Genomic DNA, 23,569 nt, shown 5'->3' on the forward strand with positions numbered 1-23,569 from the left:
GCTGCCGGGAGCCGGACGCTGTCCGCTGCAGCAAGAGCGTTCCACGCCGCGGCCGCGATGACGAAGCGGGCGTGGAACGCGGTGCTTCAGCCGCTCACCTCGAATCCGGCGGCCCGGTGGGCGGCTTCGGCACGTGCCACGGCTTCGCGCCGGTCGGCCCCGACGGCCAGCACGTACCCCTGGCGGCTCCCGGACCCGTCCAGCGGGCCAAGACGCTGACCAGGCCGTACGGTGGTCCGCGCGGTCATGACGCCAGGCATGGCGCGTACCGCGTCCAGATCGCCGACGGACCGTACGGCCGTGTTCTGCTCGGCGAAGAACCTGATGGCAGCACCGCCGCCGACGGCCGGCCGGCGGGGTGGCGCTGCCGCCCCCAGGATTCCGGCGGCCGTGGCGGCGGCCAGTCGGACACCGGTGACCAACTCCACCATCTCCCAGATCTGGTCGCCGCCGAAGCGCGTCTGGGTCTCGATGATGACGGGCGAGCCGTCCGCCTGCAGCATCACCTCGGTATGCGCAGGGCCCCATCGGTGACCGAGCGCGTCCAGCAGCGCGGTGACCGTGGCCACCACACGCTCCGCAGGTCCGGAACCGAGATCAGCCGGCATCTGGTGCCCCACCTCGACGAAGGACGGCGGGCCCGAGGTGAGCTTCTCGGTGACCGCCACCACTTCGTGCGCACCGTCCAGCGTGAGCGTCTCGACGCTCATCTCCCGCCCGGTGACATACGCTTCGGCGACCAGCGGAACGCCCGCCGCCGCGGCGCGCCGCCAGCCGGCGGGAAGTTCCCTCGGTTCGCGGACCAGCGTCACCCCTCGGCTGCCCGAGCCGTCCGAGGGCTTGAGGACGACGGGAGCCCCCAACTCCCGCTGAAAGGCGTCGGCTTCGGCGAGGCTGCCGCAGAGGCGGTACGGCACGGACGGCAGGCCGTGCTCGTCGAGCAGCGCACGCATACGGGCCTTGTCCCGGCTGCGTACGACCGCGGGCGCGGGGTTGTGGGCGAGGCCCAGGAACTCGCCGATTCGGGCGGCGGTGAGCAGCTGCGACTCCGCGAAGGACAGGACGGCGTCGAAGGGGGCGCCGGTGCTGTGCAGGAACTCGGCCGCCGCCCGGACGGGGCCCTCCTCCAGATGTTCCTGGACCAACAGGGTGTCGGCGCGCCGTGTCTGGAGTTCGCTGAGGTTCGCCCGCTCCTGGACGAGGGTGATCCGCACGTCGAGGTCGGCGATCGAGCGGAAGCCCGAGTCCTTGCCGCCGATGAGCAGGAGATGGGGGCGGTGGGGGCGGTGAGGGCGTCCGGACTGTTCGGGTTCGGTCCGCTCGGGTGTCTGTGGCCGGGTGTGAATCAGGTCGTCCATGTCCCAGATTCTCCTGATGTCCTGGTCCAGCTCGGACATCCGGGCTGCTGTCAGCTCGATCGAGAGCGTCTGCCAGTGGCCCTGCGCCGCCGTGCCCACCTGCTTGCCGGGGGAGTGGTACACGGCGTGCGTGGAGTAGGCGGGCAGCGCCGTCACACGGTCGAGGGCGTGCAGGCCCGTGAAGACCCCGGTCGTCCGGGGGAAAGGTGTCACGATGCCGAACGGCCGGTCGAACTTCTCGCCCAGGTCGGGCTGTTCGCCGCGCAGCACGGCAACGTAGGCGGCCATGAAGGAGACGCCGTGCGCCTGGTGGAGCACCCGGGCGCGGTGGCCGCCCGGGCGGATGCCCACCTCCAGCAGCCGGGGCCCGGCAGGTGTGAGGATGAACTCGACATGCGCGGCGCACAGGCGAAGGCCCATGGCTCGTACGGCATGGACGGCGAGTTCGGCCATCCGGATCCGGTCCTGGGCCGGGGCCAGGCTCGGGGCGAACCGGGCGAAGTGATGGAAGTCCGCGCCGCCCAGATCGGCCCCGGTCAGCACGTCGACCACCGGACCGGGCCAGGCGTTGCCCTCGCGGTCGACGACGAGGTCCACCGAGTGGTTGCTGCCGGTGAGGAACTCCTCGACCTGGAGGGCGCGGAAGGAGTCCGGCAGCCCCTTGTCGCGGACGTGCCCGTCGACGCCGTCCCGGATGTGCCGGAAGGCTTCGGCGGCGGCCTCGGGGCCGGGCACGGGTACGACGAAGAGACTGGAGTAGAGCGCCGCCGGTTTGACCACCACGGGCCAGCCGTGGTGTCGCCCGAACTCCACGACGTCCGCGGGAGATCGGACGCTTGCGAAGGACCCGGTGCTCTCCTGACCGATGCGTTCGACGAACAGCCGACGCATCAGGTGCTTGGAACGCAGCTCGGCCACTTCCTCCGCCGGAACCGCCGGCAACCCGAGGGCCGTACAGAGCCGGGCGTAGTGCTCGACATATGCCTCACGGAGATTGAGGACAGACACCGACGGGTCCTGCTTGAGCTCGGCGGCGAGGGTGTCGATCCCCTCTCCCGGGTCCCAGCGCCACACCACGTCGAAGGCGTCGTCGGCCGCACACCAGCCGTGCGATGTGGTGTCGCGGATCAACCCGACCCGGTATCCCGCCTCACGGAGCGGCTCGAACTCGCCGTAGCGGGCATTGCCCAGGAACAGCACCAGCGGCGGTGGGGTCAACACGCGGCCTCCGAGTCGTCGAATCCGTATCGCACCGAGGTGAACGCCCCTGCCAGGGCCGCCACTTGACCGGCGACATGGGCGGTTGCGGTGGCTCCTTCGGTGTGCGCGGCCCGGGCCATGAGCTCGGCCAGCCGCCACATCTCCGGCTGGCGCATGCCCCGCCGGGTGACCTCCTGCACGCCCAGTCGGAGCACCACCCGCCCGTCCACCGGGCGGGCGTTGAGCATCACGCCACAGTGCATCAGCCGGGCGGCCAGGGCGTACGGATCCGCGTCGTCGTGCTGCCGACCGCCCTCGACCAGGAGCACATGACTGGCGCTGGGGCCCGTCGCGCCCGGCGGGTGGTGGACCGCGAAGCCCGACTCGCCCAGTGCGCAGGCGAGGGCGGCCTGGTTGGCGAGCATCTGCCGGGTGTACGCGGAGGCGTGGACGCCCATCTCCAACGTCGTCACATAGTTCGCCAGTGTGGGGCCGGTCTGTTGGGAGGAGACCAACGCCAGTCCCAGGCGCTCGGAGAAGCCCTGGCCCAGCGCGGCGTCGGCGAAGGCGACCAGTCCCTTGTGGGCTCCGGGGAAGCTCTTGTGCGTGTTGCCCTGCAGCAGGTCACAGCCCTCGGCCAGGGGATCCTGGAACCGGCCGCCGGCGATCAGGCCGAGGGTGTGCGAGGCGTCGTACGCCAGCAGCGCGCCGTCTCCGATGACGGCACGCAGTTCACGGACCGGCAGCGGCGCCAGCGGCACCCCGTGGTCGAGGAAGACCATGGCGCCCGGATGTGCCCGCCAGACCTGGGCGAACGCGGCGAGGTCGACCGTTCCGGCGGAGGCGCACCAGGGCAGGTACCGGCCGTCGCGGCCCATCGACTCCAGCAGCGGCTGGGTCGCGAAGTGCCCGCCGTTGGCCGGCGCGATGGAGTAGACCGTCGAGCCGGGAGCCGTCAGCAGCGCGAACACCGAGATCGTCGCGTGCAGGCCGGACAGCGGCCGGAAGTCCACCCAGGCCGCGCCGAGCAGCTGCCGGGCGGTATCGGAGGCGGCGCGCTCCAATGCGTCGACGCCCGGATAGGCCGCCGAGAGCAGGCCCGAGCGCAGCAGCGGGTCGAGTCCCCGGCGTTCCTGCTCGTGTCCGATCAGATAGCGGTCCGCGAGCGGGCCGTGCAGCATGGCGCGGGCCGTACACGAGAGCACGTTCTCGAACGCGGCCAGATTGACCGTGGTGGTGAGGCGTCCGACGTCGTCGTGCACGGCCGTGAGGAGGCCGCCCGCCGGGTCCGTACGGCCGCCGGCCCGGTGCGGGGAACGCACCGGACCGGCGGCGGCAAGCTCCGTCATCAGCCCTCGCCCCGCATGGCACCCGCCGCGTCCCACCGCTCACGGAAGGACAGGGCAGCCTTGAGGTAGTCCTCCGGTGTGTACCCCCGGGCGAACTCCTCCACGATCGCCGCACCGTCGAACCCGTACGACCCGAGCTTCTCCAGCGACTCCCAGAGGGGGAGATCACCCGCGCCGATGGGGATGTGGGTGTGGTCGGAGCCCTTGATGTCGGCGATGTGCGCGGTACGGACGTAGGGGGCGACCGTGGCCAGCGCCTCGTCGAAGTCGCCCCGGGGCCGGTGCACGGTGGCGAGATGGGGGATGTCCAGGGTCATCCACGTGCCGGTGCTCTCGCACAGCGTGACGTGTTCCTCCGGGGAGAACACCACATAGCGGGGCCGGTCGGCGCCCATGTTCTCCATGCACAGCAGCACTCCGGTGCGATCCAGCAGGGGCCGCACCCGGTCGAGCGAGGAGCGCAGGACGTCGAGCAGGACGGTGTTGGGGCGGCGGCCGGTGTATCCCGGGTGGTAGGTCACGCGGTCCACGCCGAGGTCGGCGGCGAGGTGTACCGCGCGGCGCAGGAAGTGCACGGACTCGGTCCGCTCCGCCTCGTCGGCCGCGCATAAGTCGGTGTGCGGCCCGTACCAGGCAGCGTGGACGGACACGTCCAGCCCGCGCTCGGTGATGACGGAACGCATGCCGTCCACGATCTTCTCGTACTCCTGGGCCGTGGCCCCGAAGAGCACCTCCTGCGCTTCCTCGGCGATCTCGAACTCGATGTCGGTGAAATGGTCGGCCAGGAAGTCCAGGTGTCCCACGATGTCCGCGGGGTTGTCCCAGATGTTGGTGGAGAAGCCGATGCGGGGGCGGGCGGGGGAGGGGGACTTGGTGTCCGGAACGTCAGTCATGGGACGGTCCTTTCGGCAGGGGGCGGGGGCTCGGGGCCGGCAGGGCGGGATCGGCGAAGAAGTCGACCAGGAGCATGTCCCGGACAGCGAGGTCGGTGCCGGGGGCGACGCCGACCGGGGAGGCGTCGTGGAGGACCCGCCGGTCGTCGAGGATGATCGACTCCCAGGGCGCGGTGAGTTGGGACTGGTAGACGAGGCGCCGGTCGAGGTCGTAGATGCGGGACTGGGCGCCGTGGACGCCGGCGCGGCGGATGAGCACCTGGCCGACGTAGCGGTGCCCGTCCTGGTGCATGCCCTCCGGAGCCGGATCGCCCTCCGCACCGGGGACGGCCGTCACCCGGATCTGGTGGATGCCGCAGGCGTTGATGTCCTGATGGGGGCCGGGCAGCTGGTCGTGGAGCGCACCCACGATGGCACGCAGTGCCAGGCTGGTGGCCACCGCGTCGTCCAGGGGCGCGAAGTGCCGGGGCACTCCACCGCTGAGCTTGTTCACGGTCTTGGCCTGCAAGAAAGGGCCGTGCGAGACCTGTTGCAGCCCGTCCTGGGAGAGGTGGAATTTCCCGTAGCGGCGAAACCGGTAAGGTCGTTCGGCTTTCACATACGCATCGGCGGGCAGTGCGTTCCAAGAGCTGACAAAATGGCTGACGGTGTCCGATGGAATGCCGTCGAGTGCGGCCCGGATCAGGTCCGGACGGTGGTGCACGAAGGCTTGGGGGGTTAATTCACCCTGGGATTCCCGTGGTTGGGTCCGGGTGAGGGCGTCGGGCGCGTAGGGGGGCATGGCTTCCTCGTCTTTTTGACTGCCTTTCAGGTCTGGGTGTCCGGCAGGCCGACGACCAGCACGCCCGGCCCTTCGCCCATCACGAGGCGACAGCTCAGCCGACTGTTCGGGCGGCGCTGAACGGCGGTGTAGTCCAACATGTCGTCTTCGTCGGCATCGAGGCCGGGCGGAGCCGGTCCCTCGACGGCCTCCACGAATACATGGCAGGTCGCGCAGATCAGGCGACCGCCGCACTGGCCGTCGATTCCGTCGATTCCGTTGTCGACTGCGGCTTCCATGACGCTTGTGCCGCTGGGGACATCCAGCACCGACTGATGTCCGTTGGCATCGGAGAACGTTACCTGGGCCATGGGACCACCTTTTTCCTGTCCGGTTTCGCAACCAGACCTATGGCCACGGCAGAAAAGCCGGGCGTGGCGCGAATGAAGGCTGTTGGCACTCAGTGCCAAGATCGTATGGGTCGGGTGAGGCGCCTGTCAATGAATTCGATCGGTGCGGAATGTCAAACTCCCCGTAAAGAAAGGGAAGTTGGGGCGAGGCGAACTGAGCGCGGTGTCGCGGGCGTGCTTCGGACGTGCTTCCCGGCAGGTGTCCTCGCGCCTTTTCAGCGCGCTTCGGAGGGAAACGGGACCGGCGTTGCCGCCGCGTCCGCCCCCGGCGATGGTGTGGGTTTTCCCGACCACAGTGCGCCGAGCGTCGCCACGGCGAACAGAGCCATGAGTACGGCCCACGCCCAAGGCCCCAGCGGCAGCAGGAGGCTCACCAGGAGGACGGGACCGAAGACTTTCTGGGACGTCATTCCCATGCTGAACATGGCGAGGTATTGCCCACGCGCCTCGGCGGGGGAGAGGAGGTAGGACAACTCCCAACTCGCCACCGAATGAAGGTTTTCCCCCAGGGTCATGGCCGCCACGGCGCCGAGCGCGGCAACCAGCGAGGCCCACATGGGAAGCTCCTCGGCCAGCGCGAAAAGAGCGCAACCGGCGGCCAGCGTCAATGCCGTGCATTTCACCAGTCGACGGGCGCCCTGAGCGTCTTTCGCAAAGCGGGGAACTGCGGCCTGGAGCAGGACGGTGAGTGTGGTGTTGACGGTGAGAAGCACGGGCGACCAGGCATGGGCCAGATCCGTACGCTGTATCACCCAGACCGGCAGCAGGACGATCAGCGCCGTGTCGTAGAGGGACAGAATGCCGTTCGAGGCGGTGAACACCAAAAAGCGCACATCGCGAAAGGGTGTCGGTGCCCTGGAGGGCGGGCTCCCGCTCCCCGCGTGTCCCTGCGGTCCGCCCCCGTTCCCCGCGCCCTTGCGTGGTGTCAGAGCGGAGTCACAGGCCACCTTGACCGACCACAGCACCAGTGCCGCGATGGCGAGGAAGGAGAGGGCGTTGACCAGGAAGATCGTGGTGAAGGCGGCCCGTGAGGGAAAGCCGAGCACGGCGCTGGCGCCGAGCAGGCCGACGCTGAGCCCGATGTTGCGGACCGCCCGAATCGACGCCAGCGTACGGGTCCGCTCCTGCTGGCCGGCCACGGCGGCCGCGATCACCTGGAGCAGGGGGGAGCAGGCCCGGTCCGCCGCGTAGAGCACACAGGTCAGGACGGCATAACCAGAGAGATCGGTGATCAGGGGGTATAACGCATAACCCGCGCCGCGGAGGCACATGAGCAGTACGTAAGTGCGTACCGCGCCATGACGATCCGCGACCCGGCCCAAGGGGACCGGGCTGAGCAGACCGAACACCGCGGCAATGGACAGGGTGGTCGCGACACGGGACGCGGGGAGTCCCGCCACGCTCACGAAGTAGAGCGTGGCGGAGGCCATAAAGAGGCCATTGCCGGTGGAGTCGATCAGCGCGCCGGCGACCAGGATCCGGCTGCCCCGGTTGGCCGGCATAAGGGTCTGTCTCATATAAGCGAAGGTCTTCAAGAATTTTGCCTCCCCGTGGCCATTCGAGCCGGCCTGGAACCCTCAGGTCCCCTCCCGCTGCCCCCGCACCGGTGCCTCAACCCCCGTTCTGCACACGATGATCGCCGGGCGACTTTAGCGCGGCCCGGCGGCTCCGGCAATCTAGTTGCACAGTGAAGTTGACTGACTGGTTTGTCGTTGGGTTCCCCTCTCGCCCGAGACGGATCCGGGCTGTTGGGAAGTGACTGGAAGTGGCTGGGAGGTGACTCCGGCATCCGGTGTGACGCCGAAACTGTGGTCTTCGCGACAGAATCGAGGCGTTGACGGTGCCGAGCCTCCGCGTGGCAAACTCGCGGTGCCGAAGTCGAATGCGGGGAGAGTCCGTTGAGCAATGCCGTCGCAGCGGACCGGGCCCTGCTGAGAAGTGTGCGAGGGGCGCTGTCGCTGTCCGGCCGAACCGCCACACGGGGGACGTCAACGCATGAACATGCCACCACTGAACATGCCACCATCGCCACCTGGAACAGTGCGGACCGACGGATCATCCGTCCAGATCGGCGCTCTCGTTCCGCTCACCCGGCCCGGCTGGGTGGAGGCAGGTCAACACCTGCTCGCCGGACTCGAATTGGCCGTTGACGAAGTCAATGACGCCGGCGGCATCGTTGGAAGACCACTGGAGCTGGTGGTCCGGGACACCGCGGCCGATCCACAGCGGGCCGCGGCGGCCGTAGACGAATTGGCTCGCCTGGGTGTGGCTGCCTTGGCGGGGGAGTACCACAGCGTCGTCGCGCGCGCCGCTGCCGCCAGGGCGGACGCCCTCGGCCTGCCGTTCCTCTGCTCGTCAGCGGTTCTCGACGCGCTCACCGAAGAGCCGACGGACTGGGTCGCCCGCCTCGCCCCGGCCCAGTCCCGCGGCTGGCAGACCTACGCGGACTTCCTCCTCGGCGCGGGCCACAGTCGCCTCGTCGTCGCAGCCCAGCCGAGCGTCTACTGGGCATCTGGGACACGCATTCTGCGGGACTGCTTCGCGGCACGCGGCGGCACCGTCATCGCACTCGACGCGGGCACGCTCTCTCCCACGGCCCTGTGCGACGAACTTGTCGACAGCGGTGCGACGGCCCTTCTCCTTCTGGTCGGTCACCCGGAGCCGGCCGTGCCGATCGTCAAGGCTGTCCGCCGCGACCAGCGCCTGGCCGACATCCTGATCGGGGCTCCGGCCGGGCAACCGGAGTTCGCCGAATGGGCGACATCGCTGGGCGACGACGGCGCCGCGATCCCGTTCTTGCGCTACCTGCCCGAGCGCCTCGGCCCACTCGGTGCACGGGTCGAGAAGGCCCTGCGCGAGCGGCTGGGCGTAGCGCCCTCCTTCGTCGCCTTCGAGGGCTACGACACGGTCGCCGTCCTCGCGGACGTACTGCGTTCGCACGGCACGGACCGGGCACGCACCGCCGAATCCTGGCCGCGCGTCGCCGTCGAAGGCACCCGAGGGAAGATCCAGTTCTTCCGCACGTCAGGCATCGACGTTTGGCAGTGGGCTTGGCCGCCCATCCAAGTCGTCGATCGAGACCCGGCGCAACCGGATCGCTTTCGAGTCCTCCACACCGGCTGACAGCCAGCCGGCCGGCCTTCACTGTCCTGGCCCCTCGGGATTCCGCCCGCCGGCGACCAGCCGCTCCTGCAGACGTGCGTGGCGGAACTGATAGACGGAGCCTTCCTGGCGCATGACACCGCGTTGGTGGGCGTCGTCGAGGAACCGCATCAGACGCCAGGGGAGTTTGCCGCGCAGGGCGAGCCTGGCATGGGTCACCTGGTAGGCGCCCCACCGTGACGCGATGATCGCCCACAGGGCGAATGCCATGACGCACTGGGCGATTCTGAAGCTCAACGGGACGTCGTCGTTCACCCGCGACAGCCCGGTCACCTCGTGCACGACGTCGGTGCCGACCAGGACCAGGATCGCCGACACGGCGGCCACGGTGAGCGGGGCACGACGCTCCCGGGCCATCAGGACGGCCGGGCTGACGGATTCCACGTCGACCTGTCTGCGGTCCCAGTAGATGCTCATCATCGCGTTCGGCACGAGGAGACCCAGCGCGACGGCGCAGGCCAGGGCCGTCGGCACGACGGGCACATGCCCTCCCGTGGCGACCCAGGCCACGACGAACATGGTCGCCGTGGCGAGCGACCCCCCGACCGCCACACTGGAGTACTTGGACCGGTAGTGCGGGCGTTTCCTGACCGCTCCGCCACGCCAGAGCGCGACACAGCACATCGCGCCGATCGGGCCCCCTCCGGACCAGACGAAGCCCCACGGCACGGCCCGCCCGCCGACGACGGCGGCCACGATGATCGCCAGGCTGAAGCAGCCCCAGGCGGCTGCCCCGAACGTCCATGCGTTCTCACTGGCGGGCCCGTCCTGCTCCAACTGCCACCAGGCCAGGTCGCGGGTCTTGAGCCGCTTCATGTGCTGGGCCAAGAACACCAGCCAGCGACGGGACTTGGCCTCGTCCCAGCGCCGGGCCCGCCAGGCGAAGGCGTTGCGCGCGGCGGGTTCGCTCCGGAACGCCGTCGACAGCAGCGCATCGAGCAGATGCGCCTCGATCGCCGCCGCGCTCGACAGCCGTGCGGTGTCGACGAGTTCCGCCGGGTCACGGCCGCTCTCCGGGGCGTAGGCGGTACGCGCGAGGCTGAGCAGCAGCGGGCTGGCGAGCGCATCGGCCAGCGGCCCGCGCGACTCGGCCGCCAGGCGATCGAGTACGGGCCGCCACCGGGCCTCGCGCCGGGCGCTGTGCGGCGCGAGCAGATAGCGCCTGACGTCCTCCGGGGCCACCGGCCTGGCCCGCAGCACAGTTGCTGCGTACAGGCCGTCACTGCCGTTGAGCAGCGTCTGGTACTCGTCGGTTCGACAGGTCAGCACGAGCGGGTCGTGGTCCGAAAGTGCCTGGTTGATCTTGGCGAGGGCTTCGGCCCGGCGGCGTTGCGGTAGCTCGTCCAGGCCGTCGAGCACGGGCAGGATCAGCCCGGCGTCGATCAGTCGGCCGGCGTTCGCGGCGGCCGTCGCTCCGCTGCCCAGAACCGGGTACTCCTCGCCCAGTCGGCGGGGCAACCAGTTGGTCAGGTGCTCGGCCGCCGGATCCCACGATCCGATGGACAGCAGCACCGGGATCGGATCGCCGACCGCTCGATGCGCGAGCAGTTCATGGACCAGCAGCACGGCCATGGTCGTCTTACCCGCCCCCGCGGAACCGAGGATCACCAACCGTCGTGGTGTCGGCAGTTGGCGGTACCGGTCCGCGAACCGGGTGGCGGACCAGGCGCCCTGCCCTCCGGCCATTTCCCATGCGATCGGCAACGGCGCAGCCCCGAACAGCCCGCGCACCGCCGCCTCCGCCTTCCACTGTCCGGCCACTGCCCGGGCCAGCCGCTGAGCCAGCCGTTCCACTTCGTCCGGTGGGGCATCGCTGTGGTGGACGTGGATCTCCCCCGCCTGCACGACGCTCTCGGCGTTGCCGGAGAACTCGTTGTGCACCTCACCGCTCATGCCGTGATGGTCGCACCAATCGGCCGCAGTGGTACAGGAAATGACGCTGCACCAGATGTCACAACGGCTCGTCGTGGCGCCCGCCTCTTCGTCGAGATCCACCCGGCCGTCGGCCGTGGTTCGAGTCCGGAACCGTAGGAGACAGAGGCAACGTCGTCAGCAACTCGCGGCGGACACATGGCGTGCCAACTCCGCGGCCAGGCGCCGCATGACCGTGTGGTTGGCGCGCCGCATCGTGGCGCGGACGGCAGGGGCCAACAGCCGTTCGGCGAGAGGGGCGCGCGTCCAGGCGTAGGTGAACGAGATGCGGCTCCCGCCCGTCGACAGCGGTTCGATGGTGTAGGTGCCGTGGGCCAGGCGCCGGCCGGCGGCGCTGATGTTGCGTTCGACGATGCGTCGCGGCGCCTCCGCCTCGACGACTTCGATGATGACGTCGGACTTCACGCCGCCCAGCGCCGCGGTGACGGTGGCGCGTGAACCGATACCGCGGCCGGGGCCGTCGTAGCGCCAGTCGGTCAGATAGTGGTCGGTGAATCGCTCGTGGTGAGCCATGACATCGAGGAAGTCGTAGACCTGCGCGGGCGTCTGCGGTACGTCGATCGACACGGTGACAGACTTCATGTACCACACGGTACATCCGCCATGTACCTGTCGGTACGCTCTGGTTGTGGTGAAGAAAGGCGACGCGCAGGGACAGCAATTCACCGCAGCTCCCGACCGGTACACGGTCGGTCGCGACAGCAGGTTGGAGACCCGGCATTGCGGGGCCGGGTCTCCAACGCGGTCCGCTTCCCTACACGCCGGCCCGGCCGGCTGCGAGCACTACCTGTACCGGTAGCGGATCCGGCCGCGGGTGAGGTCGTAGGGGCTGAGTTCCACGAGCACCCGGTCGTAGGGGAGGATCTTGATGTAGTTCTTCCGGATCTTCCCGCTGATATGGGCGAGCACCATGTGCCCGTTCTGGAGCTCCACCTTGAAGGTGGCGTTGCGCAGGCACTCGATGACGGTGCCTTCGACTTCTATGCACCCTGCTGCTTTTGTCATGATCGCTCACTTCTCCCGTTCTGCGACGGGGTGTTCGGTAGGAAACGCACGTGGTGTGCGGCCGGGCGCGACGCGGTCGCCGGCCGCGGTGTGGCGGAGTGTCATCTGCGCACGAGCTCCAGGGTGCCGGCCGTGCGCCGGGCGCCGATGCCCTCGAACAGGGCGGTGGCCGCCGCGTTGGCCTCGTCCACCTCGGCCCATGCCGCGGAGACCCCGGAATGGTGCAGCGAACCCAGCGCGTGGGCCAGCAGCGCCCGGGCGATACCGCGGCGATGCCGGTCGGCCCGGACGGCGATCAGCCCGATCCGTGGCTGTCGGATCAGCGGCGCCACCCGGACCAGTCCCACGTACTCGTCGGAGTGCCGTGCCACCGCGTACTTCGACGGATCGACCAGGGTGGTCCCGGCCGGGCGGGGCAGCACCTCGGCCGGCATCCTCCGCCATCCGACGGTGGCCTCGACCTCGTCGCGGATGACGCGGTCCAGGGCACGCAGCGGGCCTTCCTCCGCTTGACCGGCGGGCACGATCGTCACGCCCGACGGGGGCCGCACCGAGCCGAGCCCGCTGACGTGCGGGTCGGTGGGCACGAGATAGCCCCACTCGCGGCGTGCGACGGCGAAACCGGCCCGCTCCCAGGCGGACCTGGAGTCGTGGTCGGCCTCGTCGACGACGGCGTACAGGGCAGTGGGCAGGTCCGCCAGCATCGCGGCGGCGATGCGGTCGAAGACCGCGCCGTGCCACGCGTCGATGCTGATGAAGAGCCGGCCGTCGGGTCGGCGCGCAGCGTCGCCGCGGCCGACCGTCAGATCGTCCTCCACGGCATGCCACTGCATGTCCGAAACCCGCGTGACCATGACCGCGCGGTCGCCCGCGCTCGAAGTGGAATGCACAAGATTCATAGATGTTGCCTCTCGGGAGTGCCTTGTCCGAGGCGCTCCCGGCGACACCTACGTCAATCGCCCACCGTGACGAAAAGGGGGAGCACCCACATGGATACAGCCTTCATGGGTCTCACCTCCTTGCGTTCTCTCACGGCTGCCCAGACGGTACCAGCGGGCGTCGGCCGGCCCAACCCAATTAAAGCCAAGCGGCTTGAGCCCGCGCGGCTGTCGTCGCAGTTGGTGCAGCTGGTGCAGCTGGTGAAGTCGATGATCAGGCGAGGGCGTTCGCCGTCGGAGAGCTTCGCAAGTTCTGCTGACCCGGCCGGGTGATATGGCGTTAAGAGGCCCGAAGCGGAGGAATTCCTCTCATCGAATCCACTCCACCTCGGGGCGTCCTCGCCACCACCTCACGCGTGTCCCGTGCGCACACCGACGCCGCCCGCGAACGGAAAGAGAGGAAGGACCTGCCATGCGGCACCATTTCCGCATCCTGACCGTCTCCGCCATGCTCACCGTGCTCACCTTCGGATGTGCCGCCCTGGCCCAGGCCGAGGGTTCGGGCGAAAAGCCCCGGCTCAAGAGCGTCCTCACCAACGTCCCGGTCGTCGGCCACGTTGTCGACGGGCTTGATGAAGAGGCGTATTGAGGACGACGCCTCCGGACGCGATCGGAACCCACAGGGGCCCGTGCCGTGGGGGTTTGGGTCAGCCGTGCTCGGGAGTGGACCATTCGACGAACTGGATGATCACGCCGTTGGGGTCGGTGACCTGGAACAGGGTTTCGCCCCAGGGTTCCTGGCGCAGCGGCATGGTGATCTCGATTCCCCGCGTCGCGCAGTCGCTTCTCCTGCTCTGCCAGGCCGCTGTCGAGGGCGAAGGCCAGGATCAGGCCGTCGGCGTGCCGGTCGCGCTGTTCGGGCGGCAGCACCTGGATGCCGCGGGCGAGCAGTACGACATCGACCGCGTCGGGCGACGCCGTTGCCGCCCGGCGCCCCGGTGAATCAGCGCTGGGCGCACCGCGTGGCGCCTTCGCCGACGCCGTGGCCGCCCAGGACCCGGTCGCCGGGTTCTCCGGCCAGCAATTCGCCCGCATGATCGCTGGCAGCTCCACCCTGACCACCTGTCTGCACGGTCTGCAGGCAGGCGAAACCCCCCGAGACTCGGACTCGGGGGGCTGGGTGGCGTGCGGCACGGGGGCTGGGTCGGGTCAGCGAAGTCCCGCCTGTCGTCGGGCGTGCGGCACGCACTTTCGCCGGACCGGGCGAGACGGCCGGCCCGGCCGTATCACAGGGCGCCGCGACGCCACTCCCGCAGGAGCAGGTATCCGAGGTAGGCGCCGCCCAGCGCCATCGTCCAGATGCCGACCGGCAACTTGCCGAAGAGTGGGGCGTTCTGGGCCGCCAGGTCGGCGAGCACGAGCAGCAGCGCGCCGGAGAGTGCGGAGAGCGCCAGGTGCGGGCCGCTGCCGCGGGTGATCCGCTTGACGATCTGCGGTGCGGTCAGCGCGATGAACGAGATCGGGCCGGCGACCGTGACGGCCCCGGCCGACAGCACGATGGTGAGCAGCACGGCCCCGGTGAAGGCGCGTTCCGGGCGCGCTCCCAGGGCCGCCGCCGTGGTGTCGCCCATCTCGCTGAGGCCCAGGGGGCGGGAGAGCAGCGCGGCGCACGGCACACAGAGCAGCAGCACCACGCCGATGGTCGCCGCGTCGTCCCAGGAGCGTGCGGTGAGGCTGCCGTTGAGGTACGAGCTGAGCACGGTGGCCTGGTCGCGCTCGATGGCGTAGACGATGTACTGGATGAACGCCGTCGCCATGGCCGAGACCCCGATGCCCGCGATGACCAGACGACTGGGGTTGCGGAATCCGCTGCCGGTCGACACGTACACCACCGCCATCGCCGCCAGCGCTCCGCCCAGTGCGCCCAACGCGACCGGCACGTCAGGGAAGAGCAGGGCGACCAGCGCGGCGCCCGCGCCGGCCCCCGGGCCGAGGCCGATGACGTCCGGGCTGCCCAGCGGATTGCGGGTCACCGACTGGAAGAGGGCACCGGACAGGCCGAAGGCGGCACCGGCGGCCACCGCCACGGTCAACCGCGGTCCGCGCAGTCGGTCCAGGACGAAGGAGTCCACGCCGGTGGCGTTGCCGGACAGTGCCGACGGCAGGTCCGGCAGGGCGATGCCCAGGCGGCCGACGGTGAGGGTGGCGAGGCACGCGGCGAGCAGCGCCACGCTCAGGGCGAGGCCGACCCAGACCATGCGGACCGGGACCCGCAGGGCGATCTCCGGCCCGAGCCTGATGAGGAGTTTGCGACTGCCGGGGCGGGGCCGCTGAACCGTACGGGAGACGGTCGTGGACGACGTGGCGGTGGTGGGGGTCATGAGCTGGCTCGCATTCTGCGAACGGCGATCAGAAGGGCGGGGGCGCCGGCGAACGCGGTGACAACACCGACCATCAATTCCTGCGGGCGTACCAGGAGCCTTCCGATGACGTCGGCCGCCAGAAGGAGGGTCGGGCCGAGCACGGCACTCAGGGCGAGCTGCCGCCGCACGTCGGCTCCCAGGAGGGCCCGGGCCAGGTGCGGCACCGCGAGTCCGACGAAGGCGATCGGTCCCGCGGCCGCGGTCGCGGCGGCGCTCAGCACGGTGGCCGTCAGCAGCGCGACGGCCTTGACCCGCTCCGGGCGGGCGCCGAGGGACGTCGCGGAATCCTCGCCCAGCGCGACGATGTTCAGTCCGCGGCCGAGGAACAGGGCGACGGCGAATCCGGCGACGGCCAACGGCAGCACGCTCAGCACGGCGTCCCAGTCATGGCCGCCGAGCGCACCGACCACCCAGTAGCGGTAGCTGTCGAAGACCTGCGGGCGGCTGAGGGTGACGGCCTGGATGAAGGCGCTCAGCACGGCGGTGAGCACCGCGCCGCCCAGCACCAGCCGGACCGGGTTCAGCCCCCTGCCGAGGGTCCCGATGACGTAGATGAAGACTCCGGTCAGCAGTGCGCCGGGCAGTGACCACAGCAGCGTCTGCGTCTGCCCGGAGACGCCGGCGAACGCGGTGGCGGCCACCACGCTCGCGGCGGCTCCGGTGTTGACGCCCAGCAAGCCCGGCTCGGCCAGTGGGTTGCGGGTCACCGTCTGCATCAGGACACCCGCCACGGCCAGGCCGAGGCCCACCACGATGCCCAGCGCGGTGCGCGGATAGCGGCTCTCGACGACGGTGGTGGTGTAGGCATCGGCGTGGCCGGTGACGGCCTCCCAGACCTGCCCCGGGGGCAGGATCTTGCTGCCGAACATGATGCTGGCGATGCAGACGAGGGCCAGGACGGCCAGGGCCAGGAGCAGTACGACGGTCGTGCGCCGGGCCGGCCGGCGCACGGCGGTCCGTTGCTCCGCGGTGTCGATGGTGGCGACCATGTGTCAACCGTCCCGCGGCGTTACTTGCCGGCCTTCTTCACCGCGCTGTCGATCAGCGGCAGGTAGCGCTTGATGCTGTAGGGCACGGTCAGCGGGTTGATCATGGAGGAGGCGGTGACGAAGGAGTTGTCCGAACTGGCCACCACGGCACCCTTCTTGATGGCCGGCATGGCGGCGTACAGCGACTGGCCCTCGGTCTCCCGACGGGTCTTGTCGTCGGAGTAGAAGGTGAAGAGGACGTCGCTCTTGTTCAGCTTGTCGGCGTTCTCCAGGCCGATGAGGGAGGAGGCGGTGCCGTCGGTCTCCTTGAAGGTGTTGACCACCGGGTCGACCCGGAGCCCGAGGGACTTGACCATTTCCACCCGCTGCTCAGCGGGCTTGAACACGCCCAGGGTGCCCGGCCCCGAGGTGTAGATGTAGGAGAAGGTCACGTTCTTGTAGTTCGGGCGGGACGCGGCGGCGTCGGCGAGCTGCTTCTTGATGCCCTTGATCAGCTCGGTGCCCTTCTCGGGCTGCCCGACGGCCTTGGCGACGGTGTTGATCTGCTCGTCCCAGCGAGTGCTCCATGCCTTGTCCGGGTACGCCACCGTCGGCGCGATGTCCTTGAGGACGTCGTACTGCTTGGCCGTGATGCCCGACCACGGCGCCAGGATCAGGTCCGGGGCCAGTTCGGTGATCGCCTCGATGTCGAGCTGGTCGCCGCCCTTGAACTGCTTGGGCAGGGGGTCTCCGGCCTTCTTCACCGCGTCCTTGACCCAGGGCAGGTAGCCGGACTTGTCGCTGCCCCAGGCGTACTCCTCCACGCCGACCGGCGTGTGGCCAAGAGCGATGGCCGTCTCGGCCGAGCCCTGGCCGAGCGTGACGATCCGCTTGGGCTCCTTCTTGATGGTGGCCGTGCCCAGCGCACTCTTGATCGACACCGGGAAGGCACCGTGGCTGCCGCCCGCGGCCTCGGCGTCACCCTTGCCTCCGTCGCCGCACGCGCTGGTGACCAACAGCAACGAGGTCGCCGCCGCGGCAGTGAAGAGACGGCGCGTTATCCGGCGCGAGGCGATGGTCATGCGAGGTCCTTTTCCTGGGCGGTACTGCTTGCGGCCCAATTTGCCTGTGGTTGAGAACTCATCCGGACGGTGCGGGACGTGCCCCGACCTCCCCGAATACTTAGGTGAGCCTAACTTAATGTCGATCTCGCCTCCACCCCTACCCTCCCCACACGCGGCCCCGGGCCCGCCCGGCACGACGTGAGGCGGACGAAAGGGGGCTGCCATCTCCGCCGGAAGCGCGGTGGAGTGTGGGCGTCCGATGCCGCCGTGCCTGCTGCCTGGCGTCTCCCGCATGCGCGTGCACGGGTGCGTCACCGGCAACCGAACGCCCACCGCCGGATGTGATCCCTCACTCGCTCCTCTCCACCGGGGGCGCCGGCCGGTACCCGGGCGCCTGCCGCCACCGCCAACCTGACTCCCGCAGCGCACTGGCGCGTTGCACGAGCGCGTCGATCCGCGATGCCGCCTCGGGCGCTTCCCAGTAGTGCTGGGACGCCGTCGTCTGGTCGGGATGCTTGCGATAGAGGACGCTCGGCTCCGCTATGAACTCGCCGGGTGCCACGGCCTCCGCGGCAAGGAGCAGGGCGACCGTCTCGGCTCCGGACAGCGCCTGCCAGCCGCCGAGCGCCAACACCAGGCGGCGGTGCGCGGCGAAGGTGGTCGCCTGAACGGACAGGCGCCGCTCCAGCACCTCGTGGTAGAGGCGGGCGGGCTCCAAGGCGCCACCCGCAGGGTCGCAGGGACCCAGTGCCGTGCTCCCGTCCTCGTGGAGGTCGATGCAGGCGGACACGCACCAGGGGACGCGTTCCAGGGTCTCGATGTCCCGCTCCAGCGCGCCCGGCAGCAGCACGTCATCCGCGTCCAACGTCCGGAACAGGTCCCCCCTCGCGCGCGCGAGGGCGTGCGTGCGTGTCACCGCTATGCGCGCCCGCAGTCCCGTCCCGCAGGTGATCCGAGGGTCGTCGGGCAGGCTCTGCGCGGGGATTCCCGAGGTGCCGTCCTCCTGTACGCACCACTCCCATTGCCAGTCATCCGGGAGCTTTTGTTCGCGCAGGGATTCGTAGGTGTCACCGATGAAGTGGTGGCCGCCTTCGTGTACGGCGGTGATGACGCTGATGGTTCGCATGGAGGGGTCCTGTCGGAGAGGGGTTGGCCCGTCCGCGATCATGACATGGACCACTCGCCGAGGATTTTCTCCGGGTACCCGGTGCGGCTGTCCGTCCGTGCACGAAGCCCGCGGCGGCCCGGGAGCGACTGAACGCAGCCGCCGCTGGCCGTGGCCCCGCACGCCGACCGCTCAGGCGCGCCGGAGCGTCGCGGTGGCGATCTCCAGGAAGTCCCGCAGCAGCTTCTCGGGCCGGTCCGCGACAACGGCCAGACACGTCTCGATCCCGGGTGCGTCGGTGACGGGGAGGTGCACGAGGTCGGGGCGGGAGTAGTAGTGCTTGGTCAGGTTGATCTTGGTGGTGCGTGTCCTTCTGGCGCTGCGTGCGTTGATGGAGTGTGACGCCAGATGAAATCGCTGCTGTTCGTGGCGAGTTGGAAGAATTCGCGGCTGAGGTGTTCGAGCCTTTCGCGAGGGATGGGCAGCGTTGGTGGGGGCAGGTCTACCTGCGGGGATTGCTGACCGACGGCAAACGCAAGTCGGTGGAGCCCATGGCCGCCCGGCTTGGGGCCGACGGCAATCGGCAGGCGCTGGCCCACTTCATCACCACAAGCCCGTGGGATCCGTCCCATGTCCGAGCCAAGCTCGCCTGGAAGATGGAAACCGCCATCCGGCCGACCGCTGCGATCTTCGACGACACCGGATTCCTCAAAGACGGGACTGCCTCGGCATGCGTGTCTTCGCAGTACACCGGCACGGCAGGCAAGGTCACCAACTGCCAGGTCGGGGTCTCGCTGCACCTGGCGTCCGACCACGCCTCCGCTGCCGTGGACTGGCGGCTGTTCCTGCCCGAGACCTGGGATCCCGCCTCGCCGAAGGCCGACTCGGACAAGACTGCGCGGCGTAGCGCCTGCGGCATCCCCGCCGACGTCGGGCATGTGGAGAAGTGGCAGTTGGCCTTGGACATGCTCGATGAGACCCGCTCGTGGGGAATCGAGGTGCCGCTGGCCATCGCGGATGCCGGATACGGCGACTGCGCGGCGTTCCGGCTCGGCCTTAACGATCGCGGACTGAACTATGTCGTGGGGATCTCCACCACGCTGTCGGCTCACCTGGGCGATGCCGTGCCGGTGACACCGGCCTACCAGGGGAACGGACGTCCCCCGGTGGCGAAGTACCCGGACAAGCCCAGGTCGGTCAAAGAACTGGTGATCGCAGTGGGCCGGAAGGCGGCGCGGCCGGTGTCGTGGCGGGAGGGCTCCCGGCCCGGACGGGGCCGCTTGGGCCTCAAACGGATGTACTCACGGTTCGTGGCCCTGCGGATCCGGCCCGCCGGACGCGAGATTCGCCAGGCCACCGAAGGGCCGGAGTGCTGGCTGCTGGCCGAATGGCCCACCACCGAGCCGGAGCCGGTGCAGTTCTGGTTGTCCGACCTACCCGCCGACTTCCCGCTGACCACCCTGGTGAGGCTGGCCAAGCTCCGCTGGAGGATCGAGCACGACTACCGCGAGATGAAGCAGGCCCTGGGCCTGGCCCACTTCGAGGGCCGCACTTGGAACGGCTGGCACCACCACGTCACCCTCGTCTCCGCAGCCCACGCCTTCTGCACCCTGCAACGACTGGCCACATCCCCAAAAGACACGGCGCCGGCCTGAGCCTCTACACAGTCATCCGCGACATGCAGACACTCCTCGCAACCTGGGCCGGCGCCTGCCCCACCTGCCACCGCGACATACCCACACCCGCACCAACCTGACCAAGCACTAGTAGGACCGTGCGACGCCCAGCGGGATGAGTGCGATGTTGCGTCCGGAGGCGATGAGCTCGAACTTCTCCTCCAGCGTCAACGTCCGCCGCTGCGGGGTGTCGAGCATCCGCTCGCCGTCGAGGTCCGCGGAGGTGAGCTCCTGACGGCACGCCAGCGGATGTGCCGCGGGTATGCAGGCGACCCTGGGCTCGTGACCGATGGGAACGATGCGCAAGCCCGTCTCGTCGAACGGCCGCCGCAGATAACCGACTTGGGCGCGACCGTCCCGCAGTGGACGGTCCTGCTCCCACCAGCGTGCCGGGACGACGTCGATCTCGACGTCCGGGTGGCGCGACGTGAACGCCCGGATCGCATCCGACACATGCAGCCCGGGGGAGAAGGCGACCGCGAGCCGTTGGACGCCCTCATCGACGTCATGGACGCGCCGGACCGCCGCGGCGATGGACGGGAGGATCTGCTGCGCCTCCTCGTAGAGTTGTTCGCCGGCGGCGGTCAGTTCCACGCTGCGGGTGGTCCGCACGAACAGCGGACACCCCAACTCCTGCTCCAGGGACTTGATTTGACGGCTGAGCGCCGGCTGGGCGATGTAGAGCTGTTCCGCCGCCCGGCCGAAGTGCCGGTGCTCGGCCACCGAGGCGAAGTAACGGAGTTTGCGCAGATCGAGATCCATACCCTGAAGGTATCTCATGCGTCCATTTAGCAGTGATCGTCCCTGATGGCAAACGCACAGGTCACAATGCAAGAGCCCCGGAGCGAACCAGGGCTCTTGCTCTACCCGTGCTGACTGTGTGCTGACCTGTAGTCGCCTGTCACCACCCCGGGAAACCCGTCCCGTGCTGGGTCGCTGCTGATCTGTTGTGCGGTCCGTCTCGGGCGCGGTGGTGAGGCGGCGCTCGGTCCACAGCAACAAGGGCGGGAACACCAGCAGGATGAAGGCGGTGCGCAGGCCATGGACCCAGGCCGGCTCGTCGGCCTCGCCGAGCCACACGACGGCGAGAACGGCACCGGCCCGGGCGTAGCCCCTGCGGATGTTCCGGGCCTGGGGTCCTGTGCGGGGTGTGGATTCATGAGGGTGGCTCCTTGGTTCCGGGCCTGGAGTCGTGCCACCGGAGCTCGTCTGCGGCCACCACCCCTCCGTCTCGCTGATCTCGCATGGTGAGGAGGAGCAGACGGGTCCTTGACGGCCCGAACTCACAGCTTCCAGCGGGTCGGCCGCCTGGGCGAGGGACAGGCAGAGGAAGCCGCGCAGAGCCGGGCTGGTGCGTACGGGGGCGGGTCCCGCGGCGGGCGGGCAGGACGCAGTCTTCCGCGCACGCCTTGCCGAGCAGCACCTGTCTGGACAACGGCGGCCGGTCGTACGGACAGTGGAGCACGTCCCCGACGACAGCCGGCCTGCCGTCGAAGTCCTCCTCGCGCGGTGTCCCGGCGGTCCGCGGCCCTGCCGGCGAGGCGCTGGCGACGACGATCCGGCCGCCCTTCGGGTCACCCTTCACCGGCACCGGGCAAGCCGTCGCGGTGCGCAGCAGAGGTTCGCGTCGGCCGTCCGGGACGGGCGGGGCGTATACCAGGGCCTCGTCGTCGCGCGGCTCGGACACGGATGGAGCGAGGAAGGCGCACTGGGCAGATCCCTGGCATCGGTTGAAATCCACTGCGACCTGCATGTCAGGTCGTTCCCTACCTTTCTTCGTGGGTTGATCCGGGTCATTCGTAAGATCGGGACACCCAGGGATGCCGGGTGTGGCTGTCCTCTCGTCCGTCTGTGTCTTTCCTACCTCTCACCGGTTGGCGGCGCAGGCTGTGCTGCTTCATTTCAGGATTCCATCGCCTGTGGACGATCGCTGTGGGGGCAACCCGGAGCGCCTGCGCGGTGAGGCGTCCTTCGCCGCGCTGTGCGGGGTCAGCCCTGTGGAGCCTTCCTCGGGCAGTCGGCAGTACCGTCGCCTCAAACCCGGCGCGAGATTGTCCGGTGCCTCGTGGCCGGTTGCCAGGCCCTGTGACGCCCGGACGCCGGTGAGGGATAGCCCGGAATTCCTCCGGGTCGCGTTACCGGGATGGACTTTTGATGGGGAGTCATGTGCTGCGCGTTACGTGAGCCTGAGGGACCGGATGGGAGCGAGGGTTGGTGTGCTCTCTTCCGGCGAAGGGTATTCGCGTCCAGAACAGCCGGATCTCAACTGAAGATCCACTTGATCGCTTAGGTGAAGGCGTTCGCCGCGAAGGCGAACGGAGTCATCCGTGTCCGCCTTCTTTCCTCGTCGGTAGCGCATTTTTCCCGTCAAGACGGGATTTTCGGGCTCTTTGGGGCAAGCGGTGCAATCATTCTGAAAGGCCATGGCGTCCTGGCGCTGGAACCGCTGGAGGGCGTGGGGGGTCAGGCTGCTTGCGATGTCGAAGAGCGTGGAGAACATCTCGGAGCTCTTTCTTTCTCGTGATTGCCGGGTGCCCGGTGGGTGCTTCGGGCGAAACGATCGCCCCCGACCCGCCCGCTGTGGGAAATCCGTAGAAGTCCGCAAGATTTCTGCGGGTTAGCCGCAGGAAATTGAACTTTTAACCGTCCGTTGTGGGAATTCCGTCGGTTGACAAGATTGGTCACTACATCGGAAGGTGAATACATCCACTGGGGCGGCAAAGAAGCCATGTTTTCCCCGTGCGCGAAAGGCTATGCAGAAGATGGGGGTCCTGTGCGAGTGGTCCTGGCCGAGGATCATCCGACCGTACGAGCTGGAACCCGGGCGTTCCTGGAGCCTGAGGGCTTCATCGTGGTCGGGGAGGCCGCCTGCGAACGGGAGGCGTTGGAGATCGTCTCCGAGCAGCAGCCCGATGTGCTGATGCTGGACATGAAGCTGCAGTCGGGGCTGGCGCTCAAGGCCATTCCCCAATTCCTCGCCGCCGCACCGGAGATGGGAATTCTCGTGCAGAGCTGCTACGAGGACCGTGCCATCATCTGCGGGGCGCTGGCCGCGGGTGCCGCAGGCTATCTGCTGAAGAGCAGTCCCGTGTCCGAACTGGTCCTGGCGGTACGGACGGTGGCGTCGGGAGAACGGTACGTACAGCCCTCGCTCGGTGCCGGGCTGGCCCGTGCCCAGGGCCGGGAGCCGGAACTGCAACTGCGGGAGCGGCAGGTCCTGGGCCTGCTCGCCGAGGGGCACACCAACCGTGAGGTGGCCGCGCGGCTGACGGTCAGCGTCCGCACGGTGGAGAGCGTCAGGGCCGCTCTGCGCGCCCGGCTGGGCCTGGTCTCCAGGGCCGACCTCGTCGCGTACGCCCGGCAGAACCGCTCCGCCGATGTGTAGC

General features: G+C 69.2%; 22 protein-coding genes and 1 pseudogene. 7 read left to right on the forward strand and 16 right to left on the reverse strand.

Annotated elements, in window-relative coordinates; translation table 11 throughout:
• Window positions 1–86: 86 nt before the first annotated feature.
• The 6 genes from MOV08_RS41500 to MOV08_RS41525 form a co-directional block, all read right to left on the reverse strand.
• Window positions 87–2,579: an ATP-grasp domain-containing protein gene (locus MOV08_RS41500; protein WP_275311367.1), complete on the reverse strand. Its 2,493-nt coding sequence runs from the start codon at window positions 2,577–2,579 to the stop codon at window positions 87–89.
• Window positions 2,573–3,907: a PLP-dependent aminotransferase family protein gene (locus tag MOV08_RS41505; RefSeq protein ID WP_275311368.1), complete on the reverse strand. Its 1,335-nt coding sequence runs from the start codon at window positions 3,905–3,907 to the stop codon at window positions 2,573–2,575. Before MOV08_RS41505 ends, MOV08_RS41500 begins: the two co-directional genes overlap by 7 nt.
• Entirely contained in the window at window positions 3,907–4,800 is an 894-nt protein-coding gene (locus MOV08_RS41510) for a sugar phosphate isomerase/epimerase family protein (RefSeq protein WP_275311369.1), read from the reverse strand. The genes MOV08_RS41505 and MOV08_RS41510 overlap by 1 nt, the downstream gene beginning before the upstream one ends.
• On the reverse strand, window positions 4,793–5,581 hold the full coding sequence (locus MOV08_RS41515) for a 2OG-Fe dioxygenase family protein (protein WP_275311370.1): 789 nt from the start codon (window positions 5,579–5,581) through the stop codon (window positions 4,793–4,795). Before MOV08_RS41515 ends, MOV08_RS41510 begins: the two co-directional genes overlap by 8 nt.
• Before the next feature lie 26 nt (window positions 5,582–5,607).
• A complete protein-coding gene (locus MOV08_RS41520) occupies window positions 5,608–5,931 on the reverse strand; it encodes a 2Fe-2S iron-sulfur cluster-binding protein (RefSeq protein WP_039639432.1) in 324 nt (107 codons plus the stop codon).
• 254 nt (window positions 5,932–6,185) lie between these two features.
• Window positions 6,186–7,505 carry an MFS transporter gene (locus MOV08_RS41525; RefSeq protein ID WP_275311371.1) on the reverse strand — a complete coding sequence of 440 codons (1,320 nt, stop codon included), beginning with the start codon at window positions 7,503–7,505 and terminating at the stop codon, window positions 6,186–6,188.
• A gap of 475 nt (window positions 7,506–7,980) precedes the next feature.
• Between MOV08_RS41525 and MOV08_RS41530 the strand changes: the two genes are divergently transcribed.
• A complete protein-coding gene (locus MOV08_RS41530; protein ID WP_420834323.1) occupies window positions 7,981–9,093 on the forward strand; it encodes an ABC transporter substrate-binding protein in 1,113 nt (370 codons plus the stop codon).
• 18 nt (window positions 9,094–9,111) lie between these two features.
• Here the strand turns inward: MOV08_RS41530 and MOV08_RS41535 are convergent, their stop codons facing one another.
• The 4 genes from MOV08_RS41535 to MOV08_RS41550 form a co-directional block, all read right to left on the reverse strand.
• Complete coding sequence (locus MOV08_RS41535; protein WP_275311372.1) at window positions 9,112–11,025, reverse strand: NACHT domain-containing protein; 1,914 nt, start codon at window positions 11,023–11,025, stop codon at window positions 9,112–9,114.
• 156 nt (window positions 11,026–11,181) lie between these two features.
• Window positions 11,182–11,646 carry an SRPBCC family protein gene (locus MOV08_RS41540; protein WP_039639434.1) on the reverse strand — a complete coding sequence of 155 codons (465 nt, stop codon included), beginning with the start codon at window positions 11,644–11,646 and terminating at the stop codon, window positions 11,182–11,184.
• A 201-nt stretch (window positions 11,647–11,847) separates the two neighbouring features.
• Window positions 11,848–12,069 carry a translation initiation factor IF-1 gene (infA, locus tag MOV08_RS41545; protein WP_275311373.1) on the reverse strand — a complete coding sequence of 74 codons (222 nt, stop codon included), beginning with the start codon at window positions 12,067–12,069 and terminating at the stop codon, window positions 11,848–11,850.
• A gap of 101 nt (window positions 12,070–12,170) precedes the next feature.
• Window positions 12,171–12,968, reverse strand: coding sequence for a GNAT family N-acetyltransferase (locus MOV08_RS41550; protein WP_275311374.1), 798 nt, complete (start codon window positions 12,966–12,968; stop codon window positions 12,171–12,173).
• A gap of 90 nt (window positions 12,969–13,058) precedes the next feature.
• On the opposite strand from MOV08_RS41550, the gene MOV08_RS41555 reads away from it, so the two are divergent.
• From MOV08_RS41555 to MOV08_RS44300, 3 genes are all read left to right on the forward strand, one after another.
• Window positions 13,059–13,280: a hypothetical protein gene (locus tag MOV08_RS41555; RefSeq protein ID WP_275311375.1), complete on the forward strand. Its 222-nt coding sequence runs from the start codon at window positions 13,059–13,061 to the stop codon at window positions 13,278–13,280.
• 139 nt (window positions 13,281–13,419) lie between these two features.
• Window positions 13,420–13,596, forward strand: a complete 177-nt coding sequence (locus MOV08_RS41560) for a hypothetical protein (protein WP_159030988.1) — start codon at window positions 13,420–13,422, stop codon at window positions 13,594–13,596.
• Window positions 13,597–13,757: 161 nt separating this feature from the next.
• Window positions 13,758–13,949, forward strand: coding sequence for a hypothetical protein (locus tag MOV08_RS44300; protein ID WP_420834261.1), 192 nt, complete (start codon window positions 13,758–13,760; stop codon window positions 13,947–13,949).
• A 284-nt stretch (window positions 13,950–14,233) separates the two neighbouring features.
• On the opposite strand, the gene MOV08_RS41575 is transcribed toward MOV08_RS44300, so the two are convergent.
• The 5 genes from MOV08_RS41575 to MOV08_RS41595 all read right to left on the reverse strand — a co-directional run bounded on the left by MOV08_RS41575 (window position 14,234) and on the right by MOV08_RS41595 (window position 18,822).
• Entirely contained in the window at window positions 14,234–15,205 is a 972-nt protein-coding gene (locus tag MOV08_RS41575) for a FecCD family ABC transporter permease (RefSeq protein ID WP_239010424.1), read from the reverse strand.
• Window positions 15,206–15,324: 119 nt separating this feature from the next.
• On the reverse strand, window positions 15,325–16,359 hold the full coding sequence (locus tag MOV08_RS41580) for a FecCD family ABC transporter permease (protein ID WP_052287248.1): 1,035 nt from the start codon (window positions 16,357–16,359) through the stop codon (window positions 15,325–15,327).
• A gap of 20 nt (window positions 16,360–16,379) precedes the next feature.
• On the reverse strand, window positions 16,380–17,420 hold the full coding sequence (locus MOV08_RS41585; protein ID WP_275311376.1) for an iron-siderophore ABC transporter substrate-binding protein: 1,041 nt from the start codon (window positions 17,418–17,420) through the stop codon (window positions 16,380–16,382).
• Between the two features lie 331 nt (window positions 17,421–17,751).
• The gene (locus MOV08_RS41590) at window positions 17,752–18,528 is read right to left on the reverse strand and encodes a glycosyltransferase family 2 protein (RefSeq protein ID WP_275311377.1); all 777 of its coding nucleotides are present in this window, start codon (window positions 18,526–18,528) and stop codon (window positions 17,752–17,754) included.
• Window positions 18,529–18,699: 171 nt separating this feature from the next.
• The gene (locus MOV08_RS41595) at window positions 18,700–18,822 is read right to left on the reverse strand and encodes a hypothetical protein (RefSeq protein WP_275311378.1); all 123 of its coding nucleotides are present in this window, start codon (window positions 18,820–18,822) and stop codon (window positions 18,700–18,702) included.
• 83 nt (window positions 18,823–18,905) lie between these two features.
• On the opposite strand from MOV08_RS41595, the gene MOV08_RS41600 reads away from it, so the two are divergent.
• On the forward strand, window positions 18,906–20,162 hold the full coding sequence (locus MOV08_RS41600; RefSeq protein WP_275311379.1) for an IS701 family transposase: 1,257 nt from the start codon (window positions 18,906–18,908) through the stop codon (window positions 20,160–20,162).
• 111 nt (window positions 20,163–20,273) lie between these two features.
• Here the strand turns inward: MOV08_RS41600 and MOV08_RS41605 are convergent.
• Window positions 20,274–20,945 (reverse strand): annotated as a pseudogene (locus tag MOV08_RS41605) (LysR family transcriptional regulator); the annotation flags it as partial.
• Window positions 20,946–22,473: 1,528 nt separating this feature from the next.
• On the opposite strand from MOV08_RS41605, the gene MOV08_RS41615 reads away from it, so the two are divergent.
• Both MOV08_RS41615 and MOV08_RS41620 read left to right on the forward strand, forming a co-directional pair.
• Window positions 22,474–22,707 carry a hypothetical protein gene (locus tag MOV08_RS41615; RefSeq protein ID WP_275311380.1) on the forward strand — a complete coding sequence of 78 codons (234 nt, stop codon included), beginning with the start codon at window positions 22,474–22,476 and terminating at the stop codon, window positions 22,705–22,707.
• Window positions 22,708–22,956: 249 nt separating this feature from the next.
• Window positions 22,957–23,568, forward strand: coding sequence for a response regulator (locus MOV08_RS41620; RefSeq protein ID WP_039639440.1), 612 nt, complete (start codon window positions 22,957–22,959; stop codon window positions 23,566–23,568).
• The last annotated feature ends 1 nt before the right edge of the window (window position 23,569 follow it).

It is taken from the genome of Streptomyces yunnanensis (assembly GCF_029011865.1).
In the GTDB taxonomy this organism is placed as follows: domain Bacteria; phylum Actinomycetota; class Actinomycetes; order Streptomycetales; family Streptomycetaceae; genus Streptomyces; species Streptomyces yunnanensis.